Source organism: Embleya sp. NPDC001921 (assembly GCF_053594475.1).
Genome location: NZ_JBSFEO010000023.1, coordinates 1 through 14,066, shown reverse-complemented (window position 1 = coordinate 14,066; position 14,066 = coordinate 1). Strand labels below are relative to the sequence as shown.

The 14,066-nt window shown below is 71.9% G+C and carries 16 protein-coding genes; 11 read left to right on the top strand and 5 right to left on the bottom strand.

What is annotated here, in order from left to right:
- Positions 1-8: 8 nt before the first annotated feature.
- Entirely contained in the window at positions 9-695 is a 687-nt protein-coding gene (locus ACWCPW_RS25650) for a hypothetical protein (protein ID WP_449763948.1), read from the top strand.
- A gap of 109 nt (positions 696-804) precedes the next feature.
- Here ACWCPW_RS25650 and ACWCPW_RS25645 read toward each other — a convergent pair whose 3' ends face one another.
- Complete coding sequence (locus tag ACWCPW_RS25645; protein WP_395862290.1) at positions 805-1,158, bottom strand: HesB/IscA family protein; 354 nt, start codon at positions 1,156-1,158, stop codon at positions 805-807.
- Between the two features lie 144 nt (positions 1,159-1,302).
- On the opposite strand from ACWCPW_RS25645, the gene nadA reads away from it, so the two are divergent.
- Positions 1,303-2,538 (top strand): quinolinate synthase NadA, encoded by a 1,236-nt coding sequence (gene nadA, locus ACWCPW_RS25640; protein WP_449763947.1) that lies wholly within the window; start codon positions 1,303-1,305, stop codon positions 2,536-2,538.
- A gap of 75 nt (positions 2,539-2,613) precedes the next feature.
- Here the strand turns inward: nadA and pspAA are convergent, their stop codons facing one another.
- On the bottom strand, positions 2,614-2,892 hold the full coding sequence (gene pspAA / locus ACWCPW_RS25635; RefSeq protein ID WP_395862286.1) for a PspA-associated protein PspAA: 279 nt from the start codon (positions 2,890-2,892) through the stop codon (positions 2,614-2,616).
- Positions 2,889-3,662, bottom strand: a complete 774-nt coding sequence (locus tag ACWCPW_RS25630) for a PspA/IM30 family protein (RefSeq protein ID WP_079026675.1) — start codon at positions 3,660-3,662, stop codon at positions 2,889-2,891. The genes pspAA and ACWCPW_RS25630 overlap by 4 nt, the downstream gene beginning before the upstream one ends.
- A gap of 187 nt (positions 3,663-3,849) precedes the next feature.
- Between ACWCPW_RS25630 and ACWCPW_RS25625 the strand changes: the two genes are divergently transcribed.
- From ACWCPW_RS25625 to ACWCPW_RS25615, 3 genes are all read left to right on the top strand, one after another.
- Positions 3,850-4,455 (top strand): DUF3043 domain-containing protein, encoded by a 606-nt coding sequence (locus tag ACWCPW_RS25625; RefSeq protein WP_449763946.1) that lies wholly within the window; start codon positions 3,850-3,852, stop codon positions 4,453-4,455.
- A complete protein-coding gene (locus ACWCPW_RS25620) occupies positions 4,452-5,222 on the top strand; it encodes a class I SAM-dependent methyltransferase (RefSeq protein ID WP_449763945.1) in 771 nt (256 codons plus the stop codon). Before ACWCPW_RS25625 ends, ACWCPW_RS25620 begins: the two co-directional genes overlap by 4 nt.
- 84 nt (positions 5,223-5,306) lie before the next feature.
- A complete protein-coding gene (locus ACWCPW_RS25615) occupies positions 5,307-6,305 on the top strand; it encodes an aldo/keto reductase family protein (protein ID WP_449763944.1) in 999 nt (332 codons plus the stop codon).
- A 65-nt stretch (positions 6,306-6,370) separates the two neighbouring features.
- Here ACWCPW_RS25615 and ACWCPW_RS25610 read toward each other — a convergent pair whose 3' ends face one another.
- On the bottom strand, positions 6,371-6,577 hold the full coding sequence (locus ACWCPW_RS25610) for a hypothetical protein (RefSeq protein WP_406295881.1): 207 nt from the start codon (positions 6,575-6,577) through the stop codon (positions 6,371-6,373).
- A gap of 93 nt (positions 6,578-6,670) precedes the next feature.
- Between ACWCPW_RS25610 and ACWCPW_RS25605 the strand changes: the two genes are divergently transcribed.
- The 4 genes from ACWCPW_RS25605 (at position 6,671) to ACWCPW_RS25590 (ending at position 11,530) form a co-directional block, all read left to right on the top strand.
- Positions 6,671-7,984 (top strand): bifunctional adenosylcobinamide kinase/adenosylcobinamide-phosphate guanylyltransferase, encoded by a 1,314-nt coding sequence (locus ACWCPW_RS25605; RefSeq protein ID WP_449763943.1) that lies wholly within the window; start codon positions 6,671-6,673, stop codon positions 7,982-7,984.
- A 63-nt stretch (positions 7,985-8,047) separates the two neighbouring features.
- Positions 8,048-9,088 (top strand): nicotinate-nucleotide--dimethylbenzimidazole phosphoribosyltransferase, encoded by a 1,041-nt coding sequence (locus tag ACWCPW_RS25600; protein WP_449763942.1) that lies wholly within the window; start codon positions 8,048-8,050, stop codon positions 9,086-9,088.
- A complete protein-coding gene (locus ACWCPW_RS25595) occupies positions 9,085-9,867 on the top strand; it encodes an adenosylcobinamide-GDP ribazoletransferase (RefSeq protein ID WP_449763941.1) in 783 nt (260 codons plus the stop codon). The genes ACWCPW_RS25600 and ACWCPW_RS25595 overlap by 4 nt, the downstream gene beginning before the upstream one ends.
- A 157-nt stretch (positions 9,868-10,024) precedes the next feature.
- Positions 10,025-11,530 carry a leucyl aminopeptidase gene (locus ACWCPW_RS25590; protein WP_449763940.1) on the top strand — a complete coding sequence of 502 codons (1,506 nt, stop codon included), beginning with the start codon at positions 10,025-10,027 and terminating at the stop codon, positions 11,528-11,530.
- A gap of 137 nt (positions 11,531-11,667) precedes the next feature.
- Here the strand turns inward: ACWCPW_RS25590 and ACWCPW_RS25585 are convergent, their stop codons facing one another.
- Entirely contained in the window at positions 11,668-11,991 is a 324-nt protein-coding gene (locus ACWCPW_RS25585; RefSeq protein WP_449763939.1) for a hypothetical protein, read from the bottom strand.
- A 275-nt stretch (positions 11,992-12,266) separates the two neighbouring features.
- On the opposite strand from ACWCPW_RS25585, the gene lpdA reads away from it, so the two are divergent.
- Both lpdA and ACWCPW_RS25575 read left to right on the top strand, forming a co-directional pair.
- Positions 12,267-13,655 carry a dihydrolipoyl dehydrogenase gene (gene lpdA / locus ACWCPW_RS25580; protein WP_449763938.1) on the top strand — a complete coding sequence of 463 codons (1,389 nt, stop codon included), beginning with the start codon at positions 12,267-12,269 and terminating at the stop codon, positions 13,653-13,655.
- Between the two features lie 72 nt (positions 13,656-13,727).
- Positions 13,728-14,066, top strand: a 339-nt coding sequence (locus ACWCPW_RS25575; protein ID WP_449763937.1) for a biotin/lipoyl-containing protein, incomplete at its 3' end; no start/stop codon positions are given.

Here is a 14,066-nt window from a genome sequence, read left to right as displayed (position 1 = left end):
GAATCGCCATGCCTATCCACGGTGAGCACGACGAAGGAATTCGACCCGAACCCACCGAACGCCGGCGGCCGTTGATCGTCGGGCTCGCGATCGTCGCGGTGCTCGGCGTAGGCGGCGGCACCTGGGCGGTACTCGGCGGCGAGGAGTCGCCCCGCTCGACCACCGCCGACTCCGGCGCCGCCGCGCCGATCGAGCCCGGCGCCCCGACCGGCGGAGCCACCCATCCGGGCGCGGCCGCGCAACAACCGGGCGGGGCCACACAGCCCGGCGGAGCCGTACAACCCGGCGGAGCCGCACAGGCCCGACCGGGCGCCCCCGCCGCCGGCGACAACGCCGCCGGCCCGGACACCTCCACGTCCTCGCCCAACCTGCCCACGGGCGCCCCGCACACCTACTACCCCGCCCAGGACAACACCCGGTTCAGCCGCTACACGGTGGCCCCGGACGGCCGCACGCTGACCGCGTGGTCGTGGGGCGGCCAGTGCGAGACCAACCGCCTCGTGGTCGCGAGCGAGTCGGCGACACAGGTCGCCGTTCGCATGGAGACCACCCGCACCGGCGACGTCTGCACGGAGATGGCCGTGGAGATCAAGGCGAACGTGACCCTTCCCACACCGCTGGGCACCCGCACGCTCGTCGACGCCGAGACCGGCGCGCCCGTCACGCCGGGTGGCAAGCCCTTCTCCACCGGCTGACCCGAGACCCCCTCCGCCCCCCGCACACGACGACGCCGCGCCGACCCGGAAGGGGTCGACGCGGCGTCGTCGTATGCGGAGTGCGTCGCGACCGATCAGTCGCGAGGCGTCAGTGGAACGAGTCGCCGCACGCGCAGGAGCCGGCCGCGTTCGGGTTGTCGATCGTGAAGCCCTGCTTCTCGATCGTGTCGACGAAGTCGATGGTCGCGCCGCTCAGGTACGGCGAGCTCATCCGGTCGGTGACGACCGAGACGCCGCCGAAGTCGGCCACCACGTCGCCGTCGAGCGAGCGCTCGTCGAAGAACAGCTGGTACCGCATGCCGGAACAACCGCCGGGCTGGACGGCCACGCGCAGCGCGAGATCGTCGCGACCCTCTTGCTCCAGCAGAGTCTTGACCTTGGCCGCCGCCTCATCGCTGAGGAGGATGCCACCGGTCTTGGTGGTCTCGTCCTGGACAGTCATCTGCAAGCTCCCACGTGGTGGTTCGACATTCGTACGCCACTTCCACCGTCGGCAACCGATGGTGGCTCGGCCCTATTCCCACATCATGCTTCGGGGCCTCGCGTTTTATTCATGGTCGCACACCCCCACTCTCGTCAACCTGACATGAACAGGATAGGATTATTAGTGTCAAGTAGACGAGAAGAGGTGCGCGCCGTGACCGCGACACACGATCTGGACCTGCCGCCGGGGGTGCAGCCGACGCCGCTCGCGCTGCTCATGCTCGGGCGCGCCGCCGACCCGCGCAGCGAACGGGGCGTCGAGTGTCCCGGCGACCTGCCGTCGCCGTCCGACCCGAACCTGGTGGCCAGGGCCCGCGCGGCCAAGGAGCGGCTCGGCGACCGGGTGTTCATCCTGGGCCACCACTACCAGCGCGACGAGGTGATCGAGTTCGCCGACGTGACCGGCGACTCGTTCAAGCTCGCGCGTGAGGCCGCGGCCCGTCCGGACGCGCCGTACATCGTCTTCTGCGGTGTGCACTTCATGGCCGAGAGCGCGGACATCCTCACCTCCGACGAGCAGCAGGTGATCCTGCCGGACCTGGCCGCGGGCTGCTCGATGGCCGACATGGCCACGTCGGAGCAGGTCGAGGAGTGCTGGGACGTGCTCGCCGACGCGGGCATCGCGGATGTGACCGTGCCGGTCTCGTACATGAACTCGTCGGCCGACATCAAGGCGTTCACCGGCCGCAACGGCGGCACGATATGCACGTCCTCCAACGCCCGGCGCGCCCTGGACTGGGCCTTCGAACAGGGCGAGAAGGTGCTGTTCCTGCCCGACCAGCACCTGGGCCGCAACACCGCGGTGCTGGAGCTGGGGCTGAGCCTCGAGGACTGCGTGCTGTACAACCCGCACAAGCCCAACGGCGGCCTGACCCGCGAGCAGCTGCGCGCGGCCAAGATGATCCTGTGGCGCGGGCACTGCTCGGTGCACGGGCGGTTCGACGTGGGCTCGGTCGAGGACGTACGGGCCCGGATCCCCGGGGTCAACGTGCTCGTGCACCCGGAGTGCCGGCACGAGGTGGTGACCGCGGCCGACTACGTCGGCTCGACCGAATACATCATCAACACGCTGGACGCGGCCGAGCCGGGTTCGGCGTGGGCGATCGGGACCGAGCTCAACCTGGTCCGCCGGGTGGCCGCGGCGCATCCCGACAAGCAGGTCGTCTTCCTGGACAAGACGGTGTGCTTCTGCTCGACGATGAACCGGATCGACCTGCCCCACCTGGTGTGGACCCTGGAGTCGCTGGTCGAGGGCAACGTGGTCAACCGGATCCGGGTGGACGCGGAGACCGAGAAGTTCGCGAAGGTCGCGCTCGACCGCATGCTGGCACTGCCGTAACACGTGAGCGGGCGGTGTGCCCGGGAGTCCCCGGGGCACACCGCCCACACGCAGCACGAAGGAGCGGTAGTCGCGTCAGCCCGGGATCAGACCGTCCGCGCTCAGCATCTTCCTGACCTCGTCCACATGGGCGTCCTCGGCCGGCAACAGCAGGTCCGAGGGCACGATCTCGTCATCCGGCACCGCGGTGCCGACCTCTCGGACCTTGGACAGGAGCGCCGTCAGCGCCGCGCGGAAGGCGGCGTCGTCGCCGCCGTCGATCGCGGCCTGAAGCTCGTCGTCGAAGCGATTGAGCACATCCAGGTGCTCCGCCGCGACGTCGAGCTGGCCCTCACCCACGATCCGAACGATCATGTGCCGTCTCCCTGCTTGTCGAAACGCGGCCGGGGCTGTCCGGGGCCGATCGCCGGCGGCGGGGTGCCACCGGAGAGCTCGGCCTTCATCCGCTCCAGCTCCAGTTCCACGTCCGACGTGCTGGACAAACGCTCCAGCTCCGCGGTGATGTCGTCCTTCGCCATCCCGGTCGGGTCGTCGAGCGCGCCCGAGGCGAGCAGCTCGTCGATCGCGCCCGCCCGGGCCTGCATCTGCGCGGTCTTGTCCTCGGCCCGCTGGATCGCGAGCCCGACGTCGCCCATCTCCTCGGAGATGCCCGCGACCGCGCCACCGATCCGCGCCTGGGCCTCGGCGGCCGTGTAGGTCGCCTTGATCGTCTCCTTGCGGGTACGGAACGCGTCCACCTTGGCCTGCAGCCGCTGCGAGGCCAGGACGAGCTTCTCCTCCTCCGCCTGGAGGTTCTGGTGCTGGGTACCGAGGTCCGAGATCTGCTGCTGCACACCCGAGCGGCGCATGAGCGCCTCGCGGGCCAGATCCTCGCGACCGAGTGCCAGCGCCTTGCGGCCCTGGTCCTCGAGCTTGCCCGACTGCTGCTGCAGACCGGTCATCTGCAACTCGAGCCGCTTGCGGGAGGTCGCCACATCGGCCACGCCCCGACGTACCTTCTGCAACAGCTCAAGTTGTTTCTGGTACGAGTAGTCGAGCATCTCGCGTGGATCCTCGGCCTTGTCGAGGGCCTTGTTGGCCTTCGCGCGGAAGATCATCGCCATTCGCTTCATTACACCGCTCATGGGCCTCGCGTGCCCCCTTCGTAGGCAACCCGTGCTGCTCCCTGAAGCCTAAATGCCCAAGCGACCTTGTGGCAGCAGGGCTTTGCCTCACTTGACGTGTTCCCGCCCGCGAGAGTTCCGCATCCCCGTCGCACCGGATCCGGGGAGCCTTGAAATGCCGGCGACCCCGAACACGTAGGCTTTGAGGGTGTTCCGACGACGTTCCCACGCAGAGCCCGAGACCGCCGAGCAGTCCCTGGAGCGTTCCCAGGGTGAGCAGGCCGTCCGTGACCCCCAGGCGCCCAAGGGCCGGCCCACGCCCAAGCGCAGCGACGCCCAGGCCAACCGCAAGACCAAGGTGTCCATCGCCAAGGACCCCAAGCAGGCCCGCAAGCAGGCCCGGATGCGGATGCGCGAGGAACGCGAGGCCCAGCGCCAGGCGCTGCTGACCGGCGACGAGCGGGCGCTGCCCGCCCGGGACCGCGGACCGCTGCGCCGGTTCGCCCGTGACTACGTCGACGCGCGCTACACGGTCGGCGAGTTCTTCCTGCCCTCGGCCGTGATCATCCTGATCCTGAGCATCCTGCCCAGCCTGGCGGTGAAGAACTTCTCCCTGTTCCTGTGGATCGCGGTGATCCTGCTGATCATCCTCGACTCCATCCGAGTCAACCTGGGCATGAAGAAGGCGCTGCGGGCGAAGTTCCCCAAGGAGAACCTCAAGGGCCTCACGCCCTACGCGCTGATGCGCTCTCTCCAGCTCCGTCGGCTGCGGCTGCCCAAGCCGCAGGTCAAACGAGGCGAGAAGGTGGCATGACCACGATCACCGGGCTGACCGGCGACCTGCACACGCAGGTGCGTCGCGAATTGGTGGCCCGCCAACTGGCCGAGCACATGACACGGCTGCGCGACCGGGGCCCGCTGCGGGTGCTCGACGTCGGCTGCGGGCCCGCGTCGCCCGGCATACTGCTCGCCCGCGCCGGACACATCGTCACCTCGGTGAACACCGACACCGATGTGCTCACCAGACTGCACGAGGACCTGGCCCAGGAGTCGGCCGACGTGCAGGGGCGGATCCGGCTGGTGGAGGGCGACGGCGCCGAGGCCGGCCGGCACTTCCCGCCGGGCAGCTTCGACCTGGCGCTGTGCCACGACGTGCTGGAGGCGCAGCCCGAGCCGGACGGCATGCTCGCCGCGCTGGCCCGGATGATGACCCAGGGCGGTCTGATCTCGGTCACCTCGCGCAACGCCGGCTCGCTGGCGATGCGCGCGGGCGCGGCGGCCCAGTGGACGGCGACGCTCAAGGGCCTGTCCGCGACCACGTACCCCAACCCCGCCGGCGGCACGTTGCGCGCGGACACCGTCGAGGGCCTGTGCACGGTGCTCGCGGACCTGGGCGCGCCGGTGCTCGACTGGTACGGCGTGGGCGTCTTCAGCGGCCTCCAGCCCGACGACGCCGAGCCGCCGCGCGGCCAGAAGGCCTGGACGAACCTGCTGGCCTGCGAGGAGGACGCGTCCCGGCGCGACCCGTACCGGCTGATCGCGCCGGTCCTGCACCTGGTCGGCGAGAAGACGGTGCGCTAGGGCGAGCACGCCCCGGACACCTGTGGCCGATGGGGGCGGTGGTGCGGCCGATCATCGTGCGGGTGTCCGACATAGGGTGTTCGCATGGACTTCCGACACCTCGGCCGCAGCGGTCTCGTCATCAGCGAGATCGCGTACGGCAACTGGCTCACCCACGGCTCCCAGGTGGAAGAGGACGCCGCGCTCGCGTGTGTGCGGGCCGCGCTCGACTGCGGGATCACCACGTTCGACACCGCCGACGTGTACGCGGAGACGCGTGCGGAGTCGGTGCTGGGTCGCGCACTCGAGGGTGAGCGCCGCGAGGGCCTGGAGATCTTCACCAAGGTGTACTGGCCCACCGGCCCCGGCCGCAACGACCGGGGTCTGTCGCGCAAGCACATCATGGAGTCGATCGACGGTTCGCTGTCCCGGCTGGGCACCGACTACGTCGACCTGTACCAGGCGCACCGGTTCGACCACGAGACGCCGCTGGAAGAGACGATGCTGGCCTTCGCGGACGTGGTCCGGGCCGGCAAGGCGCTGTACATCGGCGTCTCGGAGTGGAACGCCGAGCAGATCCGCGCGGGTGCCGAACTCGCCCGTGAGCTGCGTGTGCCGCTGATCTCGAACCAGCCGCAGTACTCGATGTTGTGGCGGGTGATCGAGGCCGAGGTGGTGCCGACCTCCGAGGAGCTCGGGCTCGGCCAGATCGTCTGGTCGCCGATCGCCCAGGGCGTGCTCACCGGCAAGTACCTGCCGGGGCAGCCGCCGCCGGCCGGGTCGCGCGCCACCGACGACAAGGGCGGCCAGGACTTCGTCTCCCGGATGCTCACCGACGACGTGCTCACCCGGGTGCAGCAACTGCGCCCGCTGGCCGACGAGGCGGGCCTGTCGCTCGCCCAGCTCGCCGTCGCGTGGGTGCTGCAGAACCCGAACGTGTCCGCCGCGATCATCGGCGCGTCCCGGCCGGAGCAGGTGCACGAGAACGTCAAGGCGGCCGGCGTCACCCTGGACGAGGGTCTGCTGACCAGGATCGACGTGATCCTGGACCCGGTGGTCAGCCGCGATCCGGCGCTCACCGTGAGCCCGGCGACGCGTCCGTAGCACCCGCTCGCCACGATCGGGGGCGCGGCGTCGGCCGCGCCCCCGATCCGTTCGACCGCGCCGGCTCAGCCCTCGGCGGCGCGCAGGCTCATGTGCTCGTACACGACGGCATCGTCCTCGAGCAGGCTCACCTGTTCGATGCCCGCCGCCAGCAGGTCCTTCCAGATCTCGCCGAGCCAGCTCTCCGCGTCCGACTGGTTGGTGAAGTCCTCCGCCTGTGGTCCGTCGACCGGGGCACCGTCCGCGTCCTCATACCGCCACACCCACGACATGTCGGGCTCCTCACCTCGGGATCTCGGACCGTCAAAAGACCTGCACAGTAGATCAAGCCCGACCACCTCATAGCCAGGAGCACGACGACACCCATGGAGCTGACGCTGCTCGGCACGGCCGGTCCCAAGGGCTGGCCCCAGCCGTTCTGCACCTGTGCCTCGTGTCTGGGCTGCACCGGTCCCGTGGTGCGCGGACCGGCGTGCGTGCTGCTGGACGGCACGCTGCTGCTGGACTGCGGCCCCGAGCCCGCGCACGCGGCCGCCCGGGCCGGACACCCGCTCACCGGGGTGCGCCGGCTGCTGTTGAGCGGACCGGCCGAGTCCGCGCCGCTGGCCTGGCTGCCCGCCGCCGGGCTGGCCGAGGTGGCCGCGCCGTCCGCGCCGCCGGCCTGGCTGCCCGCGCCGTCGGCGGGCGGACCGCACTGGCGACAGGTGGCCGAGGGGGACGCCTTCGAGCTGGACGGACACCGAATACGCGTCCTTCCCGGCGGCACCCCCGGGCGGGTCGCGTACGAGGTGACCGGCGCGGACGGGACGCGACTGCTGTACGCGCCGCCCTCGACGCTGCCGCCCGAGGCGGAGGCCACCCGGGCCTGGACACGCGAGGGCGGGCACTACGACGTGGTGCTCCTGGACGTGGTCTCGTGGCCGGAGCGGCTGGCCACGCTGCGCCGCGACGGCGCGGTCACCGAGGACACCGACGTGCTCGCGGTGCACCTGTCGCACGAGTCGCCGCCCGGCGAGGAGTTGCACCGCCGGCTCGCCGCGTGGGGGGCTCGCGCGGTGCCGGACGGCGGTCTGGTCCGGGTCGGCGCGGATCCCTCACCGACCCCGCGCCCGCATCGCACGCTGGTCCTGGGCGGCGCCCGGTCGGGCAAGTCGGCCGAGGCCGAACGGCGCCTGGCGGCCTGCCCGGACGTGCTCTACGTGGCCACCGGCGGTACCCGCGAGGGTGACGCCGAATGGGCCGAACGGGTCGCCCTGCACCGCGAACGACGCCCGGACACCTGGCGCACCGCCGAGTCGGTCGAGCTGACCCGGCTGCTCGCCGAGGCCCGGCAGCCGCTGCTGGTGGACTGCCTGTCGCTGTGGTTGACCGCCGTGATGGACGCGCACGACGCGTGGGACGACGCCCGGTGGGCGGCGGGCGCGCGCGAGGCGGTGCGCGCCGACGTCGCCGCGCTGGCCGCCGCGTGGCGCGCGTGCCGCGTCCCGGTGGTCGGCGTCAGCAACGAGGTCGGCAGCGGCGTGGTCCCGCCCACCCCGGCCGGCCGCCGCTTCCGGGACGAACTGGGCCGACTCAACGCCGTCGTCGCCGGCGAATCCGACGAGGTCCTGCTCGTGGTGGCCGGCCAGGTGCTCACCCTGCGCGGCCTCCCGCGCCGCGCGAGGCACGCGGCGTCCTGACCGGCCGAGGCCACCGGGCCCGCCCGCGCCACGGGCCCGGGCCCGCACAACTACCCTGACCTGGTGACAATCGACCTCGACTCCCTGGCCGCACAGGTGGAGCGCCCCGACGACGACGCCCGCGCCCGCGTACGCGAACACCTCGTCGCCGTCGCGGGCGCGCCGAACGCCTACGGCCGACTCGAAGACCTCGCGATCTGGTTCGCCTCGGTCCGAGGCGGCAAGACCACCGCGCCGATCGCCGCCCCCCGGGTCGTGCTCTTCGCCGCCGACCACGGCGTCGCCGCCCACGACGTGTCGGTGCGCCGCCCCGGCTGGACCGCGCGCCAGGTCCGGGCCACGTTGGAGGGCACCTCGACCGCGGCCACGTTCGCGGCCGGCCTGGACGCGCCTATCCGGATCGTCGACATCGCCGTCGACGCCGAGCCCGACGCGTTCCCCGAGCAGGTCTCGCGGGACCGGATCCGCCGGGCGTCCGCGCCCGTGGACACCGCCGACGCGCTCGCCCCCGGCGAGGTCGAGCGCGCGTTCGCGGTCGGCATGGCCACCGCCGACGCGGAGATCGACTCGGGCGCCGACATGGTGCTGCTCGGCTCGTTGGGCGCCGCCGCCTCCACTCCGGCGGCGGTCCTGATCGGCGCGCTGACCGGCATGGACGCCGCGGCCGTGATCGGTCGCGGCTCCGGCATCGACGACGCGACCTGGATCCGCAAGTGCGCCACGATCCGCGACGCGCTGCGTCGGGCGCGGCCGGTGCTGGGCGACCCGATGCGGCTGCTCGGCGTGTCCGGCGGGGCCGACTTCGCGGCGATGACCGGGTTCCTGCTCCAGTGCTCGATCCGGCGCACTCCCGTGCTGCTGGACGACGTGGCCACCGCCGCGTCCGCGCTGGTCGCCCAGCGGATCTCGTACCGCTCCCCCGACTGGTGGCTGGCCGGCCACGTCACCCCCGAGCCGGGCCACGTCAAGGCGCTGGACCGGCTCGCGCTGGAACCGGTGCTGGACTACCGGGTGCGCGGCGGCGAGGCGGTCGGCGCACTGCTCGCGCTGCCGGTGCTGCGCGCGGCGGTCGACCTGGTGGCCCGGGTGCACCCCACCCCGTGAGCCCGGGCACCACCTCGGCCGGACTGCGCCTGGCGTTCGGCATGTTGTCGGTGATCCCGGTCCGGGTGGAGCGGGTGGACGGCCCGGTGGCGGGCCGCGCGATGGCGTGCGCGCCGCTGGTCGGCCTGGTCCTGGGCGGCCTCGCGGCGGGCGTGCTGGTGCTCGCCGAACGGGCGGGCACCGGTGCGCTCACCGCGGCGGCGCTCGCGGTCGGCACCCTGGCGCTGCTCACCCGCGGCCTGCACCTGGACGGCCTGGCCGACACCGCCGACGGCCTCGGCTCGGCCAAGCCCGCGCCGGACGCGCTGCGGATCATGAAGGCGTCCGACATCGGCCCCTTCGGCGTACTGAGCCTGCTGTTCCTGGTGCTCGTCGAGACCGGCGCGCTGGTCCGCCTCCAGCACCACGGCCCCGGGCCGGCCGCGGCCGGTCTGGTGCTGGCCGCGGTGACCGGCCGCGTGGCGCTGTCCATCGCGTGCGGCCCCGGCGTACCGTCCGCGCGGCCGGAGGGGCTCGGCGCGATGGTCGCGGGCACGGTCGGGCGCGGGGTGCTGCTCGCGTGGTCGCTGGTCCTGCTCGGCGCGGCCGGGTCGTACGGCGTGCTCCAGGGCCCGCTCGAGGGGCTGCGCGCGTTCGGCGCGGCGGCCGCCGGACTCGCCGCCGGCGCACTGCTGTTGCGGCACACCACCCGCCGATTCGGCGGGATCACCGGCGATGTCCTGGGCGCGGTCGTGGAGGTCTGCGGGTGCGTCGTCCTGGTGGTCGTGTCCACTGGCTGAGATGTTTGCCGGGAAGGCGTGAAATGCTGAAGGCGAACGTATCTTCCATACGGCTCGTCACCGCTCGACGAGGCATCCCGAGCAAGGATCGCCGCGTCGGTGCCCCACCGATCGTGCGGGCACTCAGCACCCCCGAGAGATGAGAGACAGGATCCTCGTGACCACACTGAGTATCGGCTCCACCGCGGCCCTTTCCCTGCGCGCCGACGTGCTCGTGATCGGCACCGTCAAGGGCGAGGACGGCGCCGTCCTCGCCGCGGGCGCCGAAAGCGTCGCCGCGGCTTTCGACGGCCGGCTCACCGACACCCTGTCCGCGCTCGACGCCACCGGCGCCGAGGGCGAACTACACCGCGTACCGACCTTCGGCGCGGCCAAGGCCCCGCTGGTGCTCGTGGTCGGCCTGGGCGAGCAGCCCGCCGACGGTTTCACCCACGACGCGCTGCGCCGCGCCGGCGGCAACGTCGCCCGGGCGCTCGCCGGCGTCAAGAAGGCGGGCGTCGCCCTGCCGCTCGCCGGTGCGGAGGCGATCGGTGCGTTCGGGGAGGGCGTGCTGCTCGGCGCCTACTCGTTCGAGACCTACCGGGAGAAGTCCCGCGAGGGCCGCAAGGACGCGGTCAAGGACGTCGTGCTGCTCGGCGTCAAGGGCCGGGACAAGGCCGCCAAGGCCGCCGTCGAGCGCGCCGCGATCACCGCGCAGAGCGTCAACCAGGCCCGTGACCTGGTGAACACCCCGCCGAACGACCTCAACCCGAAGGACTTCGCCGCGATCGCGGTGGACACCGGCAAGAACGCCGGCTTCAAGGTCGAGGTGCTCGACGACAAGGCGCTCGCCAAGGGCGGCTTCGGCGGCATCCTGGGCGTCGGTCAGGGCTCGGCCAGCAAGCCGCGCCTGGTCCGCATGGGCTACACGCACCCCAAGGCCAAGCGCACCATCGCGCTGGTCGGCAAGGGCATCACCTACGACTCGGGCGGCATCTCGCTCAAGCCGGCCGGCGCCAACGAGACCATGAAGATGGACATGGGCGGCGCGGCGGCCGTGCTGGGCGCGGTCGCGGCGGTGGCCCGGCTGGGCCTGGAGGTCAACGTGACCGGCTGGCTCGCGCTGGCCGAGAACATGCCCTCCGGCACCGCGACCCGTCCCGGCGACGTGCTGCGCATGTACGGCGGTCGCACGGTCGAGGTGCTCAACACCGACGCCGAGGGCCGCCTGGTGCTCGCCGACGCGATCACGCGCGCGTGCGAGGAGTCGCCGCAGATGCTGATCGACGTCGCGACGCTGACCGGCGCGATGATGGTCGCGCTGGGCAACGACATGTACGGGATCATGTCGAACGACGACACGTTCCGCGGCGCCGTGCACGACGCCGCGACGCGCGCGGGCGAGCCGGCCTGGCCGATGCCGCTGCCGACCGAGCTGCGCAAGTCGATGGACTCCCCGATCGCCGACATCAAGAACATGGGCTCGCGGATGGGCGGCGGCCTGGTGGCCGGTCTCTTCCTCCAGGAGTTCGTGGCCGAGGGCGTCAGTTGGGCGCACCTGGACATCGCCGGGCCCGCGTTCCACGAGGGCGAGGCCGGCGGCTACCGGCCCAAGGGCGGCACCGGTGTCGCGGTGCGCTCGCTGCTCCAGGTCGCGCAGGACGTCGCGGACAACCGGATCTGATTCCGCGCCCACCGGGGATGGTTCGGTCCGGTGGGTTCGATCCGGCTCGATCCCGGTTCGACCGGTTCGGCCGGGGCACGCAGGCGCCCCGGCCGAACCCGATCCGGGTGGACCCGGATCGCTCGGACCCCGATCGCTCAGGATCCCTCGCCGGACTGCCGGCGGGTCCACTCGCGCATCCGCTTCGGGTAGCCCACCAGCGCCGCCTCGTACACCGGGATGCCGAGCTTGCGCGCGAGCGTGCGCGCGGCGCCGGCGTCGACGACCCGGCGTCGGGTCCACTCCCCGGTGTCGGCGATGAACACCACCGTCGTCCCGCTCAGGGTGGTCACCGGTTCGATGTACGCCTCGACTCCCTTGCGGCCGCGCGCGAACTCGCTCAGGTGCGCGGCCGCTGCCGCGGCCTGCTTGCGGTCGGGCGCGTCCACGCCGGCACCGCGTTTGCGTCGGAACAACCCCACGGGGATTTCCTTCCTGTCGTACGCGCGTGTCATCGCGTCCGTCCGGGGTGCGGCGGTCGCGTTCGTGTCGGAACAACGAGTCGCAACGGCACGTTGTGCCCCCGGTCCGCCATTTCCGCCCCGCCCTTGTGGGACAGGCAACACCGGGGCGGAGTGCTCGGCCGCTCCCGACAAGTGGGAGGATGTTGTACCGGCACTTGAGACCTTCCACAAGAAGGGGGTGCTCCCCGCCGCGTCCCGCGCGGGTGGGCATCGCAATCACAGGAGGACGTGACGTGGCGAACGACGCCGGAGCCGTTTTCGATGTAGTCATTCTCGGAGGCGGGAGCGGCGGCTATGCGTGCGCCCTCCGCGCGGCCGAACTCGGTATGCGGGTCGTCCTCATCGAAAAGGGCAAGCTCGGCGGCACGTGTCTGCACAACGGCTGCATCCCGACCAAGGCCCTGCTGCACGCGGGCGAGGTCGCGGACCAGACTCGTGAGAGCGAGCAGTTCGGCGTCAAGTCGACGTTCGACGGCATCGACATCGCGGCCGTGCACGCTTACAAGGACGGCGTCATCTCGCGCCTGTTCAAGGGCTTGACCGGACTGATCAAGAGCCGCAACATCACCGTCGTCGAAGGCGCCGGCAAGCTCGTGTCGCCGACCGCGGTCGAGGTGAACGGGCAGCGCTACGAGGGTCGACACGTGGTACTCGCGACCGGCTCGGTGCCCAAGTCGCTGCCGGGCCTGGAGATCGACGGCAACCGCGTGATCAACAGCGACCACGCGCTCGTGCTCGACCGGGTCCCGCGGTCCGCGGTGGTCCTGGGCGGCGGTGTGATCGGCGTCGAGTTCGCCAGCGCCTGGAAGTCCTTCGGCGTGGACGTGACCATCGTCGAGGCGCTGCCGCACCTGGTGGCGCTGGAGGACGAGGCGAGCAGCAAGCTCCTGGAGCGTGCCTTCCGCCGCCGCGGCATCAAGTTCGAGCTCGGCGCGCGCTTCGCCGGTGTCGAGTACACCGACGCGGGCGTGCGGGTCTCGCTGGAGAACGGCAAGCAGATCGAGGCCGAGCTGCTGCTCGTCGCCGTCGGTCGCGGCCCGGTCTCGGCGGGTCTGGGCTACGAGGAGGCCGGCGTCGCGATGGATCGCGGTTACGTCCTGGTGGACGAGTACTGCGCCACCAACGTGCCGACCATCTCCGCCGTGGGCGACCTCATCCCCACCCTTCAGCTCGCCCACGTCGGTTTCGGCGAGGGCATTCTGGTCGCCGAGCGGATCGCCGGGCTGAACCCGGTGCCGATCGACTACGCGGGCGTGCCGCGCGTGACCTACTGCGACCCGGAGGTGGCCTCGGTCGGCCTCACCGAGGCGCAGGCGGTCGAGCGCTACGGCTCGGACAAGCTCGCCACGATCAGCTACAGCCTCGGCGGCAACGGCAAGAGCCAGATCCTCAAGACGACCGGCCAGGTCAAGGTCGTCTCGGTCAAGGACGGCCCGGTCGTCGGCATCCACATGGTCGGCGCCCGCATGGGCGAACTGACCTCGGAAGCCCAGCTGATCTACAACTGGGAGGCCCTGCCGGCCGAGGTCGCCCAGCTCATCCACCCGCACCCGACGCAGTCCGAGGCGCTTGGCGAGGCCCACCTCGCGTTGGCGGGCAAGCCCCTGCACGTCCACGACTGACGACGCGCCCCGAAATCGCGCCCCGTCATCCAAGACACACGCCTTGAAGCGTTGAGAAGGAGTCATTGACCCATGCCGGTCTCCGTAACACTGCCCGCGCTCGGCGAGAGCGTGCAGGAGGGCACCATCACCCGCTGGCTCAAGCAGGAGGGTGAGCGCGTCGAGCTGGACGAGCCCCTGCTCGAGGTCTCGACCGACAAGGTCGACACCGAGATCCCCTCCCCCGCCGCCGGCATTCTGGTGTCCATCAAGGCCCAGGAAGACGACACGGTCGACGTCGGCGCCGAGCTGGCCGTGATCGACGACGGCACCGGTGCCGCGGCGCCGGCTCCGGCCGCCGCGCCGGCGCAGGAGGCGGCGGCGGCGGGCGCCCCCCCCCACGCCGCGCCGGAGATCGGGAGAGCACACGTC

What these genes read in the sequence shown, in the direction of transcription:
- ACWCPW_RS25650 (WP_449763948.1), top strand. Translation starts at nt 9, where the DNA reads ATGCCTATCCACGGTGAGCACGACGAAGGAATTCGACCCGAACCCACC.
- ACWCPW_RS25645 (WP_395862290.1), bottom strand. Translation starts at nt 1,158, where the DNA reads ATGACTGTCCAGGACGAGACCACCAAGACCGGTGGCATCCTCCTCAGC.
- nadA (WP_449763947.1), top strand. Translation starts at nt 1,303, where the DNA reads ATGAACAGGATAGGATTATTAGTGTCAAGTAGACGAGAAGAGGTGCGC.
- pspAA (WP_395862286.1), bottom strand. Translation starts at nt 2,892, where the DNA reads ATGATCGTTCGGATCGTGGGTGAGGGCCAGCTCGACGTCGCGGCGGAG.
- ACWCPW_RS25630 (WP_079026675.1), bottom strand. Translation starts at nt 3,662, where the DNA reads ATGAGCGGTGTAATGAAGCGAATGGCGATGATCTTCCGCGCGAAGGCC.
- ACWCPW_RS25620 (WP_449763945.1), top strand. Translation starts at nt 4,452, where the DNA reads ATGACCACGATCACCGGGCTGACCGGCGACCTGCACACGCAGGTGCGT.
- ACWCPW_RS25615 (WP_449763944.1), top strand. Translation starts at nt 5,307, where the DNA reads ATGGACTTCCGACACCTCGGCCGCAGCGGTCTCGTCATCAGCGAGATC.
- ACWCPW_RS25610 (WP_406295881.1), bottom strand. Translation starts at nt 6,577, where the DNA reads ATGTCGTGGGTGTGGCGGTATGAGGACGCGGACGGTGCCCCGGTCGAC.
- ACWCPW_RS25605 (WP_449763943.1), top strand. Translation starts at nt 6,671, where the DNA reads ATGGAGCTGACGCTGCTCGGCACGGCCGGTCCCAAGGGCTGGCCCCAG.